The organism is Streptococcus mitis (assembly GCF_047464945.1).
GTDB classification, from domain to species: Bacteria; Bacillota; Bacilli; order Lactobacillales; family Streptococcaceae; genus Streptococcus; species Streptococcus mitis_EA.
Genome location: NZ_JASHAX010000001.1, coordinates 379,911 through 400,903, shown reverse-complemented (window position 1 = coordinate 400,903; position 20,993 = coordinate 379,911). Strand labels below are relative to the sequence as shown.

At 40.5% G+C, this 20,993-nt stretch carries 17 protein-coding genes and 1 tRNA gene; 11 read left to right on the top strand and 7 right to left on the bottom strand.

Going from position 1 to position 20,993, the window contains the following annotated elements; translation table 11 throughout:
* Positions 1 to 15 precede the first annotated feature (15 nt).
* Positions 16 to 348: a putative DNA-binding protein gene (locus QM424_RS01940; RefSeq protein WP_000402066.1), complete on the top strand. Its 333-nt coding sequence runs from the start codon at positions 16 to 18 to the stop codon at positions 346 to 348.
* Between the two features lie 11 nt (positions 349 to 359).
* Positions 360 to 1,931: a signal recognition particle protein gene (ffh, locus tag QM424_RS01935; protein WP_000863612.1), complete on the top strand. Its 1,572-nt coding sequence runs from the start codon at positions 360 to 362 to the stop codon at positions 1,929 to 1,931.
* A gap of 292 nt (positions 1,932 to 2,223) precedes the next feature.
* Here the strand turns inward: ffh and QM424_RS01930 are convergent, their stop codons facing one another.
* Genes QM424_RS01930 through QM424_RS01915 form a run of 4 tightly spaced genes read right to left on the bottom strand, consistent with a single transcriptional unit; the run spans position 2,224 to position 5,355 of the window.
* Positions 2,224 to 2,565, bottom strand: coding sequence for a solute carrier family 23 protein (locus tag QM424_RS01930; protein WP_268931156.1), 342 nt, complete (start codon positions 2,563 to 2,565; stop codon positions 2,224 to 2,226).
* On the bottom strand, positions 2,513 to 3,748 hold the full coding sequence (locus QM424_RS01925; RefSeq protein WP_414392760.1) for an NAD(P)H-dependent oxidoreductase: 1,236 nt from the start codon (positions 3,746 to 3,748) through the stop codon (positions 2,513 to 2,515). Before QM424_RS01925 ends, QM424_RS01930 begins: the two co-directional genes overlap by 53 nt.
* Positions 3,749 to 3,766: 18 nt before the next feature.
* A complete protein-coding gene (locus tag QM424_RS01920) occupies positions 3,767 to 4,372 on the bottom strand; it encodes an NADPH-dependent FMN reductase (protein ID WP_020900666.1) in 606 nt (201 codons plus the stop codon).
* A gap of 59 nt (positions 4,373 to 4,431) precedes the next feature.
* Positions 4,432 to 5,355: an FAD:protein FMN transferase gene (locus QM424_RS01915; protein WP_414392759.1), complete on the bottom strand. Its 924-nt coding sequence runs from the start codon at positions 5,353 to 5,355 to the stop codon at positions 4,432 to 4,434.
* Between the two features lie 305 nt (positions 5,356 to 5,660).
* Between QM424_RS01915 and nox the strand changes: the two genes are divergently transcribed.
* From nox to QM424_RS01895, 5 genes are all read left to right on the top strand, one after another.
* Positions 5,661 to 7,040, top strand: coding sequence for a H2O-forming NADH oxidase (gene nox, locus QM424_RS01910; RefSeq protein WP_000036780.1), 1,380 nt, complete (start codon positions 5,661 to 5,663; stop codon positions 7,038 to 7,040).
* A gap of 150 nt (positions 7,041 to 7,190) precedes the next feature.
* Complete coding sequence (gene pdxS / locus QM424_RS01905; protein ID WP_084886814.1) at positions 7,191 to 8,066, top strand: pyridoxal 5'-phosphate synthase lyase subunit PdxS; 876 nt, start codon at positions 7,191 to 7,193, stop codon at positions 8,064 to 8,066.
* The gene (gene pdxT, locus QM424_RS01900) at positions 8,067 to 8,654 is read left to right on the top strand and encodes a pyridoxal 5'-phosphate synthase glutaminase subunit PdxT (RefSeq protein WP_414392758.1); all 588 of its coding nucleotides are present in this window, start codon (positions 8,067 to 8,069) and stop codon (positions 8,652 to 8,654) included.
* The gene (locus QM424_RS09850; RefSeq protein WP_474104720.1) at positions 8,651 to 8,836 is read left to right on the top strand and encodes a transposase; all 186 of its coding nucleotides are present in this window, start codon (positions 8,651 to 8,653) and stop codon (positions 8,834 to 8,836) included. Before pdxT ends, QM424_RS09850 begins: the two co-directional genes overlap by 4 nt.
* A gap of 934 nt (positions 8,837 to 9,770) precedes the next feature.
* Positions 9,771 to 11,105, top strand: a complete 1,335-nt coding sequence (locus QM424_RS01895; RefSeq protein ID WP_000094601.1) for an Nramp family divalent metal transporter — start codon at positions 9,771 to 9,773, stop codon at positions 11,103 to 11,105.
* Between the two features lie 78 nt (positions 11,106 to 11,183).
* Here QM424_RS01895 and QM424_RS01890 read toward each other — a convergent pair.
* Positions 11,184 to 11,271, bottom strand: a tRNA-Ser gene (locus tag QM424_RS01890).
* A gap of 161 nt (positions 11,272 to 11,432) precedes the next feature.
* Between QM424_RS01890 and QM424_RS01885 the strand changes: the two genes are divergently transcribed.
* The 4 genes from QM424_RS01885 (at position 11,433) to QM424_RS01870 (ending at position 17,422) form a co-directional block, all read left to right on the top strand.
* The gene (locus tag QM424_RS01885) at positions 11,433 to 12,173 is read left to right on the top strand and encodes a DeoR/GlpR family DNA-binding transcription regulator (RefSeq protein WP_414392757.1); all 741 of its coding nucleotides are present in this window, start codon (positions 11,433 to 11,435) and stop codon (positions 12,171 to 12,173) included.
* A complete protein-coding gene (gene pfkB, locus QM424_RS01880) occupies positions 12,170 to 13,081 on the top strand; it encodes a 1-phosphofructokinase (protein WP_414392756.1) in 912 nt (303 codons plus the stop codon). Before QM424_RS01885 ends, pfkB begins: the two co-directional genes overlap by 4 nt.
* Positions 13,078 to 15,030, top strand: coding sequence for a fructose-specific PTS transporter subunit EIIC (locus tag QM424_RS01875; protein WP_414392755.1), 1,953 nt, complete (start codon positions 13,078 to 13,080; stop codon positions 15,028 to 15,030). Before pfkB ends, QM424_RS01875 begins: the two co-directional genes overlap by 4 nt.
* An 88-nt stretch (positions 15,031 to 15,118) precedes the next feature.
* On the top strand, positions 15,119 to 17,422 hold the full coding sequence (locus QM424_RS01870; RefSeq protein WP_414392754.1) for a DNA translocase FtsK: 2,304 nt from the start codon (positions 15,119 to 15,121) through the stop codon (positions 17,420 to 17,422).
* Between the two features lie 433 nt (positions 17,423 to 17,855).
* Here the strand turns inward: QM424_RS01870 and QM424_RS01865 are convergent, their stop codons facing one another.
* Together QM424_RS01865 and QM424_RS01860 are read right to left on the bottom strand one after the other, a co-directional pair.
* On the bottom strand, positions 17,856 to 18,326 hold the full coding sequence (locus tag QM424_RS01865) for an arginine repressor (protein ID WP_084889551.1): 471 nt from the start codon (positions 18,324 to 18,326) through the stop codon (positions 17,856 to 17,858).
* Between the two features lie 18 nt (positions 18,327 to 18,344).
* A complete protein-coding gene (locus tag QM424_RS01860) occupies positions 18,345 to 20,618 on the bottom strand; it encodes a Xaa-Pro dipeptidyl-peptidase (protein ID WP_414392753.1) in 2,274 nt (757 codons plus the stop codon).
* Positions 20,619 to 20,993: the final 375 nt, after the last annotated feature.

Genomic DNA, 20,993 nt, shown 5'->3' with positions numbered 1-20,993 from the left:
GGTATAATAAAAGTTATGGAAATCGAAAAAACCAATCGTATGAATGCGCTCTTTGAATTTTATGCGGCGCTTTTGACAGATAAGCAAATGAATTATATCGAGCTCTACTACGCTGATGATTACAGCCTTGCTGAAATTGCCGAGGAGTTTGGTGTCAGTCGTCAGGCTGTCTATGATAATATCAAGCGGACAGAAAAGATTCTGGAAGATTATGAGATGAAATTGCACATGTACTCGGACTACATTGTTCGCAGTCAAATTTTTGATCAGATTTTGGAGCGTTATCCCAAGGATGACTTTCTGCAGGAGCAGATAGAAATTTTAACAAGCATTGATAATAGAGAATAAGAGGAAGAAAAATGGCATTTGAAAGTTTAACAGAACGTTTGCAGAACGTCTTTAAAAATTTACGTAAAAAAGGAAAAATCTCTGAGGCTGATGTCCAAGAAGCAACCAAAGAGATTCGCTTGGCCTTGCTTGAGGCCGATGTTGCCTTGCCTGTTGTGAAGGACTTTATCAAGAAAGTTCGTGAGCGTGCAGTCGGGCATGAGGTCATTGATACCCTTAATCCTGCGCAACAAATTATTAAAATCGTTGATGAGGAATTGACAGCTGTTTTAGGTTCTGATACGGCAGAAATTATCAAGTCACCTAAGATTCCTACCATCATCATGATGGTTGGTTTGCAGGGGGCTGGTAAAACAACCTTTGCAGGTAAATTGGCTAACAAACTCAAGAAAGAAGAAAATGCCCGTCCCTTGATGATTGCGGCGGATATTTATCGCCCTGCTGCTATTGATCAGCTTAAGACCTTGGGACAACAGATTGATGTGCCTGTCTTCGCTCTTGGAACAGAGGTTCCAGCTGTGGAGATTGTACGTCAAGGTTTGGAACAAGCCCAAGCTAATCATAATGACTATGTCTTGATTGATACGGCAGGTCGTTTGCAGATTGATGAGCTTTTGATGAATGAGCTTCGTGACGTGAAAGCACTAGCTCAACCAAATGAAATTCTGCTCGTCGTTGATGCCATGATTGGTCAAGAAGCGGCCAATGTTGCGCGTGAGTTTAATGCTCAGTTGGAAGTGACTGGGGTTATCCTTACTAAGATTGATGGGGATACTCGTGGTGGTGCGGCTCTGTCTGTTCGTCACATTACTGGTAAACCAATCAAGTTCACTGGTACAGGTGAAAAGATTACGGACATTGAAACCTTCCACCCAGACCGTATGTCAAGCCGTATTCTTGGTATGGGGGATATGCTCACTTTGATTGAGAAAGCTTCTCAAGAATACGATGAGCAAAAAGCCCTTGAAATGGCTGAGAAGATGCGTGAAAACACCTTTGATTTCAATGATTTCATTGATCAGTTGGATCAGGTGCAAAACATGGGGCCAATGGAAGACTTGCTCAAGATGATTCCAGGTATGGCTAACAATCCAGCCCTTCAAAACATGAAGGTAGATGAGCGTCAGATTGCTCGTAAGCGTGCCATTGTGTCTTCCATGACACCTGAAGAACGTGAAAACCCAGATTTGCTAAATCCAAGCCGTCGACGTCGTATCGCAGCTGGTTCTGGAAATACATTTGTCGAAGTTAATAAATTCATCAAAGACTTTAACCAAGCTAAACAGCTTATGCAGGGAGTCATGTCTGGAGATATGAACAAAATGATGAAGCAAATGGGAATCAATCCAAACAACCTTCCTAAAAATATGCCAAATATGGGAGGAATGGATATGTCTGCCCTTGAAGGAATGATGGGACAAGGCGGTATGCCTGACCTTTCAGCTCTCGGAGGAGCAGGAATGCCAGATATGAGCCAGATGTTTGGTGGTGGACTAAAAGGTAAAATCGGTGAATTTGCCATGAAACAGTCTATGAAACGCATGGCTAACAAAATGAAAAAAGCGAAGAAGAAACGCAAGTAAGACAAAGGAAGGCGCAGGGGTTTCCTTTTTTAGAAAGAAGAAAAACGAGCACTTCCGTAATTGGAAATGCTCGTTTTTTGATGTGTTTAGACTCTTATACTCAATGAAAATTAAAGAGTAAACTAGGAAACTAGCCGCAGGTTGGTCAAATCACTGCTTTGAGGTTGTAGATAAGACTGACGAAGTCAGCTCAAAACACTGTTTTGAGGTTGCAGATAGAACTGACGAAGTCAGTAACATATATCTACGACAAGGAGACGTTGACGTGGTTTGAAGAGATTTTCGAAGAGTATTAGTCTTTATTTTCGTATGGCAAGATTAAGTTCAAGATGATTCCTGTCATGGCTGATAGGGCAGTTCCTGAAAGGGTAACTGGACCGAGTTTAAGGATAGCTCCTCCAAGTCCCAGTACCAACATAGCACTTGCGATGATTAGGTTACGCATTTGACTGAAGTCTACACGTTCTTTGATCAAGACTTTCAAACCATTACTTGCGATAACACCATAGAGAAGGATTGACATCCCACCAAGTACAGTTGACAAAGAGCCAAAAAAGGAACCAAAATGGTTCCTAAAATTATTAATTACTTGCGCCAGATGTAGCGTCTGCGCCACCACCGTGGCCTCCAGCATCACCTGAATCAGAAGCTCCAGATGTGGCATCTGCGCCACCGTGTCCTCCGGCAGGAGCTGCATTTCCACCAACTAGACGTTGACCAGTTGTATTAAGGTACCAGTCAAGCCATGGTTGGAAATTAAAGATGATTTCATTGATTCCAGCATATGAACCATCTGGATAGTACATTGCTTGGTAATTATGGGTATTAATAACGCCTTCTGGTGTTCCTGGCACAATTGTACGGACATATTCTTGGTCCCCATTACGCAATACGCCGACAACCCATTCAACGTTTTTCATTCTAGAATCTGGCAATGAACCGTGTACAGTTCCTAGACGGTTTCCTGATTGAGCACGTACACGTTTACCAAACATTGTATTTGGATCTTGGTGTGCGTTATTAAAGTACAAGAACTGGTTATTATCATCTGCAAATGTCAATTCAAATGGCATTGCTTTCAAGAACATGTCAATTTGGTTAACTGTCAAGATACCGTGGTCTAATTTAACGTAAGTATCTCCAGAAACAGCTCCAACAAGTTCAGCTGCTTTTTCTACCCATTCAGGATCGTCTGGATCAACACCTTGAATGGTAGTTGCAATTGAATTTGTACAATATAAATCTTCTGGTGCAATTGGTTTTGGTTTTTTCAATTTTGAAACGACTCCCACATATTTTACAAAGTTGTCCAAGCATGTTTCAAGGAAATTAATAGTTCCTTCGTTTGTGATATTGCCCTCTGCGTCAAATGCTTCTTTGGCTTTACCAAGAAGGAATTCGTTACCTGGAAGCGTATAGGCATTAACACCTGGAGCGTCAAGAATCTTACGAAGGTGAACTTGGGCACGAGAAGTACCTTGGTCGTAGTAAGAAGCTCCCACAATCATGACTGGTTTGTTTTCGAATGGATGAACTTCGTATGAAAGCCATTCAAAAACAGATTTTAGAGAAGCTGAGATTGTATGGTTGTGCTCAGGAGTAGCGATAATGACACCATCAGCACGCGTAATTCTGTTATACAAGAGACGCAATTGGAAGCTTTCGTCCCATTTTTCGTCTTGGTTGAACATTGGAACTTCGTCAATTTCGAGAACTTCTAATTCAAATTTGAGTTTGAAGTGACGACGGATGAATTCCAAGAGTTTACGGTTATATGATTGATCGTAGTTTGATCCTACAAGTCCAACAAATTTCATTCTTTTTGGTCTCCTATCTTACAAATTTTCCCAGTCAAATTCTTCAGCATCTTTGCGAAGTAGGGCTTGTGCGTTGCGCAATTTTTCTGTAATTTTTACAAAGATACGGAAGTCGTCAAAAGTGGCATCCAGTTTTTTAATAACATCAAGATCGACTAGATCTCCACTTGGATTAAAGGCTTGAAGAGAATGTGAAAGCAAGAATTCATCAGGAAGGACACTTGCTTTGATTTCTGGTGCGTTTAAGATTTGGCGAAGTTGTAATTGGGCGCGTGATGAACCAAGTGTACCGTAAGAAGCACCTGTAATCATGATTGGTTTGTTCAAAAGTGGGTAAATACCATAAGACAACCAAGCAAGAGCGCTCATCAAAACAGCTGGGATAGAGTGGTCATACTCAGGAGTACCGATAATAACGCCATCTGCCTCTTCGATTTTAGCAGCAATTTCCAAAATTTCAGCAGGTACTTGCTTGTCAGCCGGCTTGTTAAAGACAGGGATATCCTTGATTTCAACAAGTTCAATTTCAGCTTTATCAGCAAAGTGTTTTTGCATGTATTGAAGCAATTGACGGTTTGTAGAACGTTTTGAATTTGTTCCAACAATAGCAATAAGTTTTAACATGAGATTTCCTTTCTCTTTTTACATAATACGATTTTAAAACTCCATTGAAACAGTTGTCTCTATAGAGTAGGAATTCCTGAAGAACAACTTAGGTGGCCTTCCTTATCAATGAGGATGACTTCGATGCCCTCCAAACTTTCGACTTGCCAAAGGATAGAAGCAGGTCTTTCTCCAAAGAGTCGAGTTGTCCAGATTTCACCATCAACTGACTTATCAGAGATGATTGTGAGACTAGCGAGTTCTGTTTCAACAGGATATCCTGTCTGGCTGTCAAAAATGTGATGGTAATCTTTTCCATCGACTGTCAGGTGACGTTCATAAATGCCCGAAGTCACGACAGATTGATTGACAACAGGTATGGTCATTAAGTGATTTCCCCGAGGATTGGCTGGGTCTTGAATCCCGATTTGCCAAGGTTGGTTCCCTCTTGCCTGATTTTTTCCAATGGTCAGGATATTCCCTCCCAGATTGATCAAGGCAGATGTCACTCCCTCTTCTCTCAAAAATTGGGCAACCTTATCCGCACTATAACCCTTGGCTAAACAACCAAGATCTATCTTCATTCCTTTCTGCTTTAAGAATACAGTGGAAGTAGAAGAATCTAACTCGATATCATGAGGATTGATTAAAGGTAGCACCGATTCAATTTCTTGAGGCTGGGCAACCTTGGCATCTGAAAAACCGATGCGCCAAGTTTGAATCAAGGGACCAATGCTGATATTGAGGTGGCTAGAGGGCGCTAGGCTATGCTCTAACCCAAGTGAAATCAGTTCGAACAGGTCTGGATGAACCTTGACGGGGGCTATTCCAGCTTGATGATTGATTTCCATCAACTCAGATTCTTGGCTATTGGCATTGAAGCGGTATTCGAGCTCTTTGAGTAAATCAAAAGATTTTTGGAGCAAGATATCTGCTTGCACATCCACTAATGAAATAGTGATAGTGGTTCCCATTAGGCGTTCAGAATGTGAACTAAGAGGCAAACTACCAACTCCTTTCTCTTATGAAAAGAAGGTTGAAATATAGTAAATTTATGAAAAATGAACCCCTTACATTTTCTTTCCATGATACTAGCATACCATAAAGTCAGCGTTTTCACAAATAAATTTTGTAAAGATGTCAAGAAATATGCTCAGAAATAAAGAGTAATTGTAAGAAAGGCTGATAAAATACAGATTATTTACATTTCTTTACAAAAAAATCGGGAAAATTAGCAAAACTCTTGTAAACGCTAACAGTAAATGATATACTAGAAGAGTAAATTTAAAATTGAAGGTAGGAATTTTTTATGAGTAAAATCGTTGTAGTCGGTGCTAACCACGCTGGTACAGCATGTATCAATACCATGTTGGATAATTTTGGAAATGAGAACGAAATTGTTGTATTTGACCAAAACTCTAACATCTCTTTCCTAGGATGTGGAATGGCTCTTTGGATTGGTGAACAAATTGACGGTGCTGAAGGCTTGTTCTATTCTGATAAAGAAAAATTGGAAGCTAAAGGTGCTAAGGTTTACATGAACTCACCAGTTCTTTCAATCGACTATGATAACAAAGTAGTTACAGCAGAAGTTGAAGGGAAAGAGCACAAAGAATCATACGAGAAATTGATTTTTGCTACAGGTTCTACACCAATCTTGCCACCAATCGAAGGTGTTGAAATTGTTAAAGGAAACCGCGAATTTAAAGCAACTCTTGAAAATGTACAATTCGTTAAATTGTACCAAAACGCTGAAGAAGTTATCAATAAACTTGCTGACAAGAGCCAACACCTTGACCGTATCGCCGTTGTTGGTGGTGGTTACATCGGTGTTGAACTTGCTGAAGCCTTTGAACGTCTTGGAAAAGAAGTTGTCCTTGTTGATATCGTTGATACAGTCTTAAACGGCTACTATGACAAAGACTTCACACAAATGATGGCGAAGAACTTGGAAGACCACAACATCCGCTTGGCGCTTGGTCAAACTGTTAAAGCAATCGAAGGTGACGGTAAAGTAGAACGCTTGATTACTGATAAAGAAACTTTCGATGTGGACATGGTTATCCTTGCAGTTGGTTTCCGTCCAAACACAGCCCTTGCTGACGGTAAGATTGAACTCTTCCGTAACGGTGCCTTTCTTGTAGATAAGAAACAAGAAACTTCAATTCCAGGTGTATTTGCAGTTGGTGACTGTGCGACTGTCTATGATAATGCTCGTAAAGACACTAGCTACATTGCCCTTGCTTCAAATGCTGTTCGTACTGGTATCGTTGGTGCCTACAATGCTTGTGGTCATGAATTGGAAGGAATCGGTGTGCAAGGATCAAACGGTATCTCAATCTATGGTCTTCACATGGTTTCAACTGGTTTGACTCTTGAAAAAGCGAAAGCTGCAGGTTACAATGCGACTGAAACAGGCTTTAACGATCTTCAAAAACCAGAATTCATGAAACATGATAACCATGAAGTAGCAATTAAGATTGTCTTTGACAAAGATAGCCGTGAAATTCTTGGTGCGCAAATGGTTTCACATGATATTGCAATTAGCATGGGAATTCACATGTTCTCACTTGCTATCCAAGAGCATGTAACAATTGATAAATTGGCATTGACAGACCTATTCTTCTTGCCACACTTCAACAAACCGTACAACTACATCACAATGGCTGCCCTTACAGCTGAAAAATAAAAATGATGAACTATCTGGCCTTGATTAACGGTCAGATAGTTTTTTAGCTAGTCTGTACCCATACAATTACGTTTTTTTTATCTTGTGATTCATTCTAATCTAACTTAAAATGAAATGGTAGCTACCAATACAAATGATGAGGATAAAGAAATGACTGAAAATCGTTATGAACTAAATAAAAACTTGGCACAGATGCTCAAAGGTGGGGTTATCATGGACGTTCAGAACCCTGAACAGGCACGTATTGCAGAAGCTGCTGGTGCGGCAGCTGTGATGGCCTTGGAGCGGATTCCGGCTGATATCCGTGCAGCTGGTGGGGTTTCCCGCATGAGTGATCCAAAGATGATTAAGGAAATCCAAGAAGCAGTTAGTATTCCAGTGATGGCCAAGGTCAGAATCGGGCACTTTGTTGAAGCTCAGATTTTAGAGGCTATTGAAATTGACTATATCGATGAGAGTGAAGTTTTATCTCCAGCTGACGACCGTTTCCATGTGGATAAGAAAGAATTCCAAGTTCCTTTTGTCTGTGGAGCTAAGGATTTGGGCGAAGCCTTGCGTCGTATCGCTGAAGGTGCTTCTATGATTCGTACAAAAGGAGAACCGGGTACAGGGGATATCGTCCAAGCCGTTCGTCATATGCGTATGATGAATCAGGAAATTCGCCGCATTCAAAACCTACGCGAGGACGAACTTTATGTTGCTGCCAAGGATTTGCAAGTCCCTGTAGAATTGGTCCAATATGTTCATGAATATGGAAAATTGCCAGTTGTAAATTTCGCTGCTGGAGGCGTTGCAACGCCAGCAGATGCTGCGCTGATGATGCAATTAGGGGCAGAGGGTGTCTTTGTAGGTTCAGGTATTTTCAAGTCAGGAGATCCTGTTAAACGAGCGAGCGCCATTGTTAAGGCTGTGACTAACTTCCGAAATCCTCAAATACTAGCCCAAATCTCTGAAGATTTAGGAGAAGCCATGGTGGGTATTAATGAAAATGAAATCCAAATTCTCATGGCAGAGCGAGGAAAATAGATGAAAATCGGAATATTGGCCTTGCAAGGGGCCTTTGCAGAACATGCAAAAGTGCTAGATCAATTAGGTGTTGAGAGTGTTGAAATCAGAAATCTAGATGATTTTCAGAAACATCAGAGTGACTTGTCAGGTTTGATTTTGCCTGGTGGGGAATCTACAACCATGGGCAAGCTCTTACGTGACCAGAACATGCTGATTCCTATCCGAGAAGCAATTCTATCTGGTTTACCTGTTTTTGGAACTTGCGCGGGTTTAATTTTGCTGGCTAAGGAAATTACTTCTCAGGACGAGCATCATCTAGGAACTATGGATATGGTGGTCGAGCGAAATGCCTATGGGCGCCAATTAGGAAGTTTTTACACGGAAGCAGAATGTAAGGGAGTCGGTCAGATTCCAATGACTTTTATCCGTGGTCCAATTATCAGCAGTGTTGGAGAAGATGTAGAAATTCTAGCAACAGTTGAAGATCAAATCGTTGCAGCCCAAGAAAAAAATATGTTGGTAACTTCTTTTCATCCAGAATTGACTGATGATGTTCGCTTGCACCAGTACTTTATAAATATGTGTGACAAAAAGATAGTGGAATAAAAAGTGATAAATCAAGTTTTGATTCGCTTTTTCCAAAGAATCATTTTTTAAGTCATCTGACAGTATTCTGTGATTTTAGATTTATTTACGATAAATTAGAAAAGAATGATTGTTTTGACTTAGGGCATAAAGATTATATGCTGAATATGGTGTTCAAGTATCTTTTATTGGGAGCACTTTAGAGGATGGAGTTAAAATACTATTCTATACTCCTTAATACTCTTCGACAATCTCTTCAAACCACGTCAGCTTTATCCGCAACCTCAAAGCGGTGCTTTGAGCAACCTGCGGTTAGCTTCCTAGTTAGCTCTTTGATTTTCATTGAATATATAGTAGTTTGAAATAAGATGTGTGCAACTTGATTAGGGAAATCAAATTAATTTCTAGAAATGTTTTAGTATCCACGATGTACTATTCTAGTTTCAATTTACTATAAAAATGATGTATGGGATTGGTCAAAAAGAACACTTTGAAAATAGCAAAAAACGAGTATCTCTACAGATGGAGATACTCGTTCTATTATGTATAAAGCTATGAGTCTGTCGTCCTACGTAAGGTGCGCGTCGAAGGTTATACCTAAAAAACTCCAAACGCGATACAATAAAGGGGATTAAGGCAATTCTAAAGATTTTTTAAGAGGTAAGTGATGAGTTAAGATCAATGGTGTTTTAACAAGGTGAAAAGGGTCAGGCAAAAAGTCTTTAAAATCAGAAAACGCATAATATCAGGTGTTGAATTTTACAACGTTTTTTATTTTATTTTTTGGTATTCTTTTGCAAAAAAGAATACAACATTTTGTTGTATCCTAAATATTAAATCAAGTCCTGAATTTTCTTAAGTTTTTATCATATTTTCTGTTATAATTAAGGTGCCTTAAGAAAAATAATGAAAAAACTAAATGTTTTTCATATAGTTTTCATTTTTTGTGTTATAATTAATGTGCCTTAAGAAAAATATTAAGGTGCCTTAAGAAAAATATTAAGGTGCCTTAAGAAAAATAATGAAAAAACTAAATGTTTTTCATATAGTTTTCATTGTTTTAATAGTTTAAAGTCAATCTTATTTTTCTCTAATAGAAAATAATGAAAAAGTAGGTTTAGAAAGAGGTAAGTATCTATGTCTTCTCATAAAAAAGTGTCACTCTCTGAGATTAATCAATCTATCGATACTCCAAATAACAATCATTTCTGGCAAAATTTAAATGCCTTTTTAGGTCCGGGTGCTCTTGTCGCAGTTGGTTATATGGATCCAGGAAACTGGATTACCAGTGTAGTCGGTGGTGCTTCCTATAAGTATAGTCTCTTGTTTGTTATCTTGATTTCATCTCTCATTGCCATGCAACTTCAGCAGATGGCAGGAAAGCTTGGTATTGTAACCCAGATGGACCTGGCTCAAGCAACGGCTCATCATTCACCTAAATGGCTTCGTTATAGTCTATGGGTGATTTTAGAATTAGCCTTGATGGCGACAGATCTGGCAGAAGTTCTAGGTTCAGCGATTGCTCTCAATCTTCTCTTTAAGATTCCGATTATGATAGCAATTCTCTTGACCGTGTTGGATGTTTTTCTCTTATTGCTTCTGATGAAATTTGGCTTTAAGAAGATTGAAGCTATTGTGACAACACTGATTTTAACCATTCTAGCAATTTTTACCTATCTGGTAGCTTTGTCACATCCAAGCTTCCAAGGAATCGTTGAGGGTTATCTACCGAATGCAACCTTATTTGAAAGTCCCTTGCCAGGGCATGAAAGTCAATTAACCTTGGCACTAGGGATCGTGGGAGCAACGGTTATGCCCCATAACCTCTATTTGCATTCTTCCTTGTCACAAACTCGGAAAATCAATCACAAGGACAAGAATGATGTTCGAAAAGCCGTGCGCTTTATGACCTGGGATTCAAATCTCCAATTATCCTTGGCCTTTGTGGTTAACTCCCTTCTATTAATTCTCGGGGCGGCTCTCTTTTTCGGCCATGCATCTGAGATTTCTGCCTTCTCTCAAATGTATAATGCCTTGCAGGATTCTACTATTGCAGGAGCTATAGCTAGCTCGACCTTATCAACCTTGTTTGCCTTGGCTTTATTAGCCAGTGGTCAAAATTCGACAATTACGGGTACCTTGACTGGACAAATCGTTATGGAAGGTTTCTTGCATATGAGATTACCTCAATGGTTCATTCGTTTGGCAACTCGTCTCTTTGCCTTGTTGCCTGTCATGATTGTAGCGGTTCTGTTTGGTCATCAGGAAAAAACATTAGATCAGTTATTGGTTTATTCACAAGTCTTTCTTTCGATTGCTCTTCCATTTTCAATCTTCCCACTGATTTATCTAACTTCTAAGAAATCACTGATGGGAGAATTTACCAATGCCAAATGGAATACCATCCTTGGCTATATCGTTTCCATTATCTTAACAATTCTCAATGTGAAATTGTTATTTGATATTTTCTAAGAAATTCACCCGAGTTATAAAACAAGCATATAAGAAAAAAGATACCCAAGATTTCTTGGGTATCTTTTTTAAAATAAACGGAAGACATGGGATTCGAACCCACGCACGCTGTTACACGCCTACCGCGTTTCCAACACGGCCTCTTAAGCCTCTTGAGTAATCTTCCAATACTTACTCAAATAGTCTACCATAAAGATACTTATCTTGCAATAAAAATTCTGAAAATAAGAAAAATGATAGAATTTGAAAGAAAATGATAAAAAATGCTTGACTTTGAAATAAAGTATGATAGAATGAATAGTGTAAACGATAACAGGAGGTGATTCGGTGTTAAAAACAGAGCGGAAGCAACTGATTTTAGAGGAGTTAAATCAACATCATGTAGTTTCTCTAGAAAAATTAGTTAGTTTGCTAGAGACCTCAGAATCAACGGTTCGAAGAGACTTGGATGAATTGGAAGCAGAAAACAAGCTTCGTCGCGTGCATGGTGGAGCAGAATTGCCTCATTCCTTGAAGGAAGAAGAAACCATTCAAGAAAAATCTGTCAAAAACCTTCAAGAGAAGAAGTTGCTGGCTCAGAAAGCAGCCTCTCTCATCAAGGAACAAGATGTCATCTTTATCGATGCTGGAACAACAACTGCTTTTTTGATTCATGAATTGGTCAATAAGAATATTACTGTTGTGACCAACTCCATTCACCATGCCGCTCAGTTGGTTGAAAAGCAGATTCCAACTGTCATAGTTGGAGGAAGTGTCAAGATGGCGACAGATGCGAGCATCGGGGGCGTTGCTCTCAACCAGATTAACCAATTGCACTTTGACCGTGCCTTTATCGGGATGAATGGTGTGGACGATGGCTATTATACGACTCCTGATATGGAGGAGGGAGCTGTTAAGCGTGCTATTTTAGAGAATGCCAAACAGACCTATGTCTTGGTGGATTCGTCTAAAATTGGACAAACTTGCTTTGCCAAGGTAGCACCACTCAAACGCGCTATTGTTATCACAAGTCAAGGGCATGAGCTCTTGCAGGCTATTAAGGAGAAAACGGAGGTAATAGAAGTATGATTTATACAGTCACACTCAATCCATCCATTGACTATATTGTTCGTTTGGACCAAGTCCAAGTCGGTAGTGTCAATCGTATGGACAGTGATGATAAGTTTGCTGGTGGGAAAGGAATCAATGTCAGCCGTGTCTTGAAACGTTTGGATATATCAAATACAGCGACGGGATTTATCGGTGGCTTTACTGGTAAATTTATCACAGATACTTTGGCAGAGGAAGAAATCGAGACACGTTTTGTCCAAGTGGCAGAAGATACTCGTATCAATGTTAAGATTAAAGCGGACCAAGAAACAGAAATCAACGGGACTGGTCCAAATGTGGAACCAGCCCAGCTAGAAGAATTGAAAGCTATTCTTTCAAGTTTAACAGCAGAAGATACAGTTGTCTTTGCAGGTTCAAGTGCTAAAAATCTAGGCAATGTCATTTACAAGGATTTGATTGCCTTGACGCGTCAGACGGGTGCGCAAGTGGTTTGTGACTTTGAAGGACAGACCTTGATTGATAGTTTGGACCACCAGCCACTTTTGGTCAAACCAAACAATCATGAACTTGGAGCGATCTTTGGGGTTAAACTCGAAAGTTTAGATGAAATTGAGAAATATGCTCGTGAGTTACTGGCTAAAGGTGCTCAAAACGTCATTATCTCCATGGCTGGTGACGGTGCCCTTCTGGTAACATCTGAGGGAACTTATTTCGCTAAACCAATCAAAGGAACAGTGAAAAATTCAGTCGGAGCTGGTGATTCTATGGTTGCCGGATTCACAGGTGAATTTGTCAAATCAAAAGACGCAGTAGAAGCCTTCAAATGGGGAGTGGCTTGCGGAACGGCAACCACCTTCTCAGATGATTTGGCAACGGCAGAATTTATTAAAGAAACATATGAAAAAGTTGAGGTAGAAAAACGATGAAAATTCAAGACCTATTGAGAAAAGATGTCATGTTGCTCGATTTGCAGGCGACTGAAAAAACAGCTGTCATTGACGAGATGATTAAAAGTTTGACAGATCACGGTTATGTAACAGATTTTGAAACATTTAAAGAAGGAATTTTGGCGCGTGAAGCTCTCACTTCTACTGGTTTGGGTGATGGAATTGCAATGCCTCACAGCAAAAACGCTGCTGTCAAAGAAGCGACTGTTCTCTTTGCCAAGTCAAACAAGGGTGTTGACTACGAAAGCTTGGATGGGCAAGCAACTGACCTCTTCTTCATGATTGCTGCTCCAGAAGGTGCCAATGATACCCACTTGGCTGCCTTGGCAGAATTGTCTCAATACTTGATGAAAGATGGCTTTGCTGATAAACTTCGTCAAGTAACATCAGCTGACCAAGTCATTGAACTTTTTGACCAAGCTTCAGAAAAAACTGAGGAACCTGTTCAAGCACCTGCTAATGACTCTGGTGACTTTATCGTAGCTGTTACAGCTTGTACGACAGGTATTGCCCACACTTACATGGCCCAAGAAGCCCTTCAAAAAGTGGCTGCTGAAATGGGTGTTGGTATCAAGGTCGAAACCAACGGTGCTAGCGGTGTTGGAAACCAACTAACTGCTGAAGACATCCGTAAGGCTAAAGCTGTTATTATCGCTGCAGACAAGGCGGTTGAGATGGATCGTTTCGATGGTAAACCATTGATCAATCGTCCGGTTGCTGACGGGATCCGTAAGACAGAAGAGTTAATTAACTTGGTTCTTTCAGGAGATGCTGAAGTCTATCGTGCCGCTAATGGTGCAAAAGCTGCAACAGCCTCTAACGAAAAACAAAGCCTTGGTGGTGCCTTCTACAAACACTTGATGAGTGGTGTATCTCAAATGTTGCCATTTGTTATTGGCGGTGGTATCATGATTGCCCTTGCCTTCTTGATTGACGGTGCTTTGGGTGTTCCGAATGAAAACCTTGGCAGTCTTGGTTCTTACCATGAACTAGCTTCTATGTTCATGAAAATCGGTGGTGCGGCCTTTGGTTTGATGCTTCCAGTCTTTGCAGGTTATGTTGCCTACTCTATCGCTGAAAAACCAGGTTTGGTAGCTGGTTTCGTGGCTGGTGCTATTGCCAAAGAAGGTTTTGCCTTTGGTAAGATCCCTTATGCCGCAGGTGGTGAAGCAACGTCAACTCTTGCAGGTGTCTCATCTGGTTTCCTAGGTGCCCTTGTTGGTGGATTTATCGCAGGTGCATTGGTTCTTGCTATCAAGAAATACGTTAAAGTTCCTCGTTCACTTGAAGGTGCAAAATCAATCCTTCTCTTGCCACTTCTTGGGACAATCTTGACAGGATTTGTCATGCTAGCTGTTAACATCCCGATGGCAGCAATCAACACTGCTATGAATGACTTCCTAGGTGGTCTTGGAGGTGGTTCAGCTGTCCTTCTCGGTATCGTCCTTGGTGGAATGATGGCTGTTGACATGGGTGGACCAGTTAACAAAGCAGCTTATGTCTTTGGTACAGGTACGCTTGCAGCGACTGTTTCTTCTGGTGGCTCTGTAGCTATGGCAGCAGTTATGGCGGGAGGAATGGTGCCACCACTTGCAATCTTTGTCGCAACTCTTCTTTTCAAAGATAAATTTACTAAGGAAGAACGCAACTCTGGTTTGACGAATATCATCATGGGCTTGTCATTTATCACTGAGGGAGCGATTCCATTTGGTGCCGCTGACCCAGCTCGTGCGATTCCAAGCTTCATCCTTGGTTCGGCAGTAGCAGGTGGACTCGTTGGTCTTACTGGTATCAAACTCATGGCGCCGCACGGAGGAATCTTCGTTATCGCCCTTACTTCAAATGCTCTCCTTTACCTTGTTTCTGTCTTGGTAGGAGCAATCGTAAGTGGTGTGGTATATGGTTACCTACGTAAACCCCAAGCATAAAAACTAGATATAAAATGAAAAGATTGGACCGTTTGGTGCAGTCTTTTTCTCTTTCCGAAATGCCTGTGAAATATGGTATAATAGAAGAATGGCAAACAAGAATACAAGTAAAACAAGACGGAGACCGTCTAAAGCAGAACTCGAAAGAAAAGAAGCGATTCAACGAATGTTGATTTCGTTGGGAATCGCACTTTTATTGATTTTCGCAGCCTTCAAATTAGGAGCTGCAGGTATCACCCTTTACAATTTAATACGCTTGTTGGTGGGTAGTCTAGCCTATCTAGCAATATTTGGCCTCTTGTTCTATCTCTTCTTTTTCAAGTGGATACGAAAACAGGAAGGACTCTTATCAGGATTTTTCACCATATTTGCTGGCTTGCTCTTGATTTTTGAGGCCTACTTAGTTTGGAAATATGGTTTGGATAAGTCGGTTTTAAAAGGAACCATGGCTCAGATTGTGACGGATTTGACTGGTTTTCGAACGACCAGTTTTGCTGGAGGGGGCTTGATTGGTGTCGCTCTTTATATTCCAACCGCCTTTCTCTTTTCAAATATCGGTACTTACTTTATTGGTTCTATCTTGATTTTAGTGGGTGCCCTCCTAGTCAGTCCTTGGTCTGTTTATGATATTGCTGAATTTTTCAGTAGAGGCTTTGCCAAATGGAGGGAAGGACATGAGCTTCGAAAAGAGGAACGCTTTGTCAAACAAGAAGAAAAAGCTCGCCAAAAGGCTGAGGAAGAGGCTAGATTAGAACAAGAAGAAGCTGAAAAAGCCTTACTCGATTTGCCTCCTATTGATATGGAAACGGGTGAAATTCTGACAGAAGATGTTGTGCTTGACGTTCCTCCTGTTCCAGAAGAAGAGTGGGTGGAACCAGAAATCATCCTGCCTCAAGCTGAACTTGAATTCGCTGAACAGGAAGATGGCTCTGATGACGAAGATGTTCAGGTCGATTTTTCGGCCAAGGAAGCCATTGAATACAAACTTCCAAGTTTACAACTTTTTGCACCGGATAAACCCAAAGACCAGTCTAAAGAGAAGAAAATCGTTCGGGAAAATATCAAAATTCTAGAAGAAACCTTTGCTAGCTTTGGTATTAAGGTAACAGTTGAACGGGCCGAAATTGGGCCATCAGTGACCAAGTATGAAGTCAAGCCTGCAGTGGGTGTAAGGGTCAACCGCATTTCCAATCTCGCAGATGATCTCGCTCTAGCCTTGGCGGCTAAGGATGTTCGGATTGAGGCTCCAATACCTGGTAAATCCTTAGTCGGGATTGAGGTTCCTAATTCTGAGATTGCGACGGTATCCTTCCGCGAACTATGGGAACAATCTCAAACGAAAGCAGAAAATCTCTTAGAAATTCCTCTAGGAAAGGCTGTTAATGGAACCGCAAGAGCTTTTGACCTTTCTAAAATGCCCCATTTGCTAGTCGCAGGTTCAACGGGTTCAGGGAAGTCAGTAGCTGTTAATGGTATTATTGCTAGCATTCTCATGAAGGCGAGACCTGACCAAGTCAAATTTATGATGGTCGATCCCAAAATGGTTGAGTTGTCCGTTTACAATGATATTCCCCACCTCTTGATTCCAGTCGTGACCAATCCACGCAAAGCCAGTAAGGCTCTGCAAAAGGTTGTGGATGAGATGGAAAATCGTTATGAACTCTTTGCCAAGGTGGGAGTTCGGAATATTGCAGGTTTTAATGCCAAGGTAGAAGAGTTTAATGCCCAGTCCGAGTACAAGCAGATTCCGCTACCGCTCATTGTCGTGATTGTGGATGAGTTGGCTGATCTCATGATGGTGGCCAGCAAGGAAGTGGAAGATGCCATCATTCGTCTTGGACAGAAGGCGCGTGCTGCAGGTATCCACATGATTCTTGCAACTCAGCGTCCATCCGTTGATGTCATTTCTGGTTTGATTAAGGCCAATGTCCCATCTCGAGTGGCTTTTGCGGTATCATCAGGTACAGACTCGCGCACCATCTTGGATGAAAATGGAGCAGAAAAACTGCTTGGCCGAGGTGACATGCTCTTTAAACCGATTGATGAAAATCATCCAGTTCGTCTCCAAGGATCCTTTATCTCGGATGATGATGTTGAACGCATCGTAAACTTCATCAAGGCTCAGGCTGATGCGGACTACGATGAGAGTTTTGATCCAGGTGAGGTTTCTGAAAATGAAGGAGAATTTTCAGATGGTGAATCTGGTGGAGACCCGCTTTTTGAAGAAGCCAAGGCTTTGGTAATCGAAACCCAGAAAGCCAGCGCATCTATGATTCAGCGTCGTTTATCAGTTGGATTTAACCGTGCGACCCGTCTCATGGAAGAGCTTGAGATGGCAGGTGTCATTGGTCCAGCTGAAGGTACTAAGCCAAGAAAAGTATTGCAACAATAAATTTCTCTCTTATACGGAAATGTGAACCTGACGTGATTTGAAGAGGTTTTTGAAGCGGATTATCTATGATGTATAATTAATTGAATCTAAAATAGTACGAAACGACTTTTAAAGCATGAAATTGATTTGAATTCCCTAATAAATTTGTTAACATTTTATTCAAACACTATATCAAGCTGAAACAGGTTTAGAATTTCTTTTAGATATATGAAGACTCCCCTTATAGTTTCTAGTGAATATTTGTTTTTCACTAGAAACTATAAGGGGAGCTTTTGTACTCATGTATGAAATAGATTTCTTTTTTTGTTTTATTAAGCTGCATAGCTCACTTTTCAGCAGGAATCAGCTATTGTATTCGCTAGCTGTTAGCTGACATCAATTCACTACTGTTTAAAATTTTGAGAGTTTTGCAGTTGTTGAGTTCAGTTTCTGTTTATTCACCAAAGAAAAATGGAGGGGCGAACCGTTTCAGCTCTTCAAAGCAATGTTGGGCTGCCTCTGCATCTTCACAGATGACAAGGCAGACATCATCACCACAGAGGGTAGCGATAGCATCAGGGAAACTCAAAGCATCAATGATAGAACCAAATGATTGAGCCAGTCCAGGAAGGGTTTTTAGTAGGACTTGGTGTTGAACTGGGCGCATCAAGACAAGGGCATCTTCCATGTAGAGTTCGAGGCGTTTTTCCCATTTTGAGATAGAACCTGTATTGAGCACATAGTAAGAGTTATCTTCTTCTCGTACTTTTGAGAGGTTCATACTTTTAATATCTCTCGAAAGTGTTGCTTGTGTAACTTGAATATCATTATCAGCAAGAAGAGATTGCAACTCAGCTTGTGTGTGAATCTTATTTTTCGTTACAAGAGCTCGTATGAGTTGGTGTCGATGTTCAGATTTATTCATAATAATTTAACTCCTTTTTTAGTGAGGTATGATAAGAGTAGACTGTTCAAGATCGACAGTCAAGTGGTAGTCGGTATTGTCACGGATTGTGATTTCAAAGTCAGTCGTATAGAGGACTAAACGAAGAGTATCTCCTTCTTTTAACTTGTAAATAGTAGGTTGTAGTTCAAATTGCACATCCATCCATTCATCTGCAGTAATATCCTCTACTAACAGTAAATCATTTCTATTTTGTAAATTGAGGTAACCTTTTGTCACGACTCGCTGTGCATTTTCACGAAAAGGCAATTCGTTAAGATTTTCCAACATGTGATAGCGACCGTTGTCAATGGTTCTAGCACTTAAAACAGCTGGATAAGGTTGTAGGTATTTCTTTTGTCCAAGTTCTAGCAGTTGGGCTGATAAGAGCCCCTTGTTTGTACTGGATTTGATACGAAGATTAAGCTGAGCGCGACCGTTCAAGTGAAGATCTTTGGACACAGGAAGGTCAATAGTAATCTGATTGGTTTTTCCTTGATAGAGTTCTGTATTGAAGGTCTGGTATGTCTTACCATAGCGCTCAAAATCCTTATCTGGGTACTGGTTTTGAATGACTTTCTCTTCTTGACCAAGTGAGAAGGTTTCAAAGTTTTCTTGCCCACCGAAGTTATCAAGTGATAACCAAGTCTGAGGGGCTGTATTGTCCTGCCAGATAACAGTAGGAAGTTTGAAATCTGTATCTTGTCCCAGTAATTTCTTTGTCAACAAAGCATTCATGGACTCACGGAAGTCAATGGACTGCCAGTTGTTCATGTACACATGGGCACCATTATGGAAAAAGAGGTGCTTGTTTATATGAGTAGGTAGAGCATGGAACATCTGGTAAACATGAAGTGGTTTGACATTCCAATCCTGAGAACCATGGGTAAAGACAACCTCTGCCTTTACTTTGTCAGCATTGAGCAGATAGTTGCGGTCATGCCAAAACTGATTGTAGTCGCCAGTCTTGCGATCCAGTTGCTCTTTTACTTTTTCTAAGTCAGCTTGGTGAGCTTCATTGCCACGGATATAGTCGCCAGCCAAGAGATTACGAGAATAGGTTAACTCAGCAAGGGAGTCAAAGTCCTCACCTGGATAGCCACCTGGGCTAGTCACCAGACCGTTTTCACGGTAGTAGTTGTACCATGAGGAAATGCCAGCCTCGGCAATGATGACTTCTAAACCATCGACACCTGTAGTCGCCAGACCATTGGACATGGTACCTAGATAAGAAAGTCCAGTTGTGGCTACTTTTCCATTTGACCAGTCAGCTTTGACTTGACGCTGGCGCGTATGGTCGGTAAAGGCACGGCAACGGCCATTAAGCCAATCGATGACATTTTTATAAGCTTCGATTTGTTGGTAGTCGCCATTAGTCATGAAACCAGTAGAGTCTTTAGTACCAACACCTGAAACATAGAGATTGGCAAAACCTCGTGGGAGGAAGTAGTCGTTGAGTGTATAGCTAGAGTTGATGTGACTTAGCTTTTCCTCAGCTTCTGACACAAGCTCAGCTTGGCCTTGAGGTTGGACGAGATTTAGTTGAGGTTCCTCTAACTCGATCTTATGAGCAGGTTTAACCTCAAGCTCGCCCTCCATCTTGTAGAGAGCCTTGTCACTAGCCTTGTCATTGGTTCCCTGATGATAAGGACTGGCTGTCATGATGGCAGGGATTTGCTCCTCATAACGTGGACGAATAATGCTGACCTTGACTAGGTCTGGTAGCCCTTTTTGGTCAGTATCGACACGAGACTCAACGTAAACGACTTCACGAATGACATCATGGCTAGAAAAAGTTGCCAAACTCTTGCCGTTAAAGTAGTGGTAGTCATTATCCTCCGGAATAAGACCATCACTAACAAGTTGGTCGATAAGAGTATTTCCCTTTTTGGTGCGAGTATTGAGTAACTGATAGAGATTTTCAATCAAGTCACCGTATACAATAGGAAATCCAGTCTCTTTACGAAAAGCTTCACTGTCTTCGAAGTCAACCAAATAAGAAAAGCCTAAAAGTTGAAAAGCAACAGTATAAAAAATATCTGCTGTCAGTTCATCTTCTGATTGAAAAAATGTTAGCAGGTCTGTTTTTTTATCAGCTGCTAGGATGGAAAGTGGGTAGTTGGTGTCTTGATAAGTGAAAAAGAAACGACTTAGAAAAGACTCCAACATCTTTTTATTTGTTGACTCAGATGGAAAATCAAATCCATACTTTTTTAATTCATATAAAATAGTATCTCTTGGAAGTGATAAATAGCTGAATTGATTAAAGCGCATAAAACCTCCTTGTAAAATAATAATTAAGGTTATTATATCAAAAAAATAGGAAAAAGGGAATTATTAAGTGAGAAAGAAATTAATTAAAGAATAATGAATATTATTTATATGAAATAATATGTGATATTCTATAGCATTCATAAATTAAACGATATCTAACAAGAATTTTGAGTGAATTTATCTCACTTCTTTAAAAGAGATATCCATTTATTGGGATAAAAAGTTCAAAATAGTTTACAAAAACATTTCTACTGCAAATATATTTGTTATTTTTTCATTCAAAAAATTTTACTTTAAGGATAAAATAGAGATAGGAGTCATTGCTTTTGTCTTTCTCTTTTTGAAAATGGTATAATATAGTGAGAAGGATAGAGG